This window comes from Paraburkholderia sp. BR10937 (genome assembly GCF_040965695.1).
Classification (GTDB): Bacteria; Pseudomonadota; Gammaproteobacteria; order Burkholderiales; family Burkholderiaceae; genus Paraburkholderia.
Genome location: NZ_JBFRCL010000301.1, coordinates 1 through 223, shown reverse-complemented (window position 1 = coordinate 223; position 223 = coordinate 1). Strand labels below are relative to the sequence as shown.

General features: G+C 52.0%; 1 rRNA gene. It reads right to left on the bottom strand.

Annotation, left to right across the window (positions count from 1 at the left end):
* A 23S ribosomal RNA gene (locus AB4Y44_RS43055) occupies positions 1–223 on the bottom strand; the annotation flags it as partial.

Here is a 223-nt window from a genome sequence, read left to right as displayed (position 1 = left end):
TGCACTGTCCCCGATCCGGATCACGGACCAAGGTTAGAACCTCAAACAGATCAGGGTGGTATTTCAAGGACGGCTCCATGCAGACTAGCGTCCACACTTCACAGCCTCCCACCTCTCCTACACAAACCGGTTCAAAGTCCAATGCAAAGCTACAGTAAAGGTTCATGGGGTCTTTCCGTCTAGCCGCGGGGAGATTGCATCATCACAAACACTTCAACTTCGC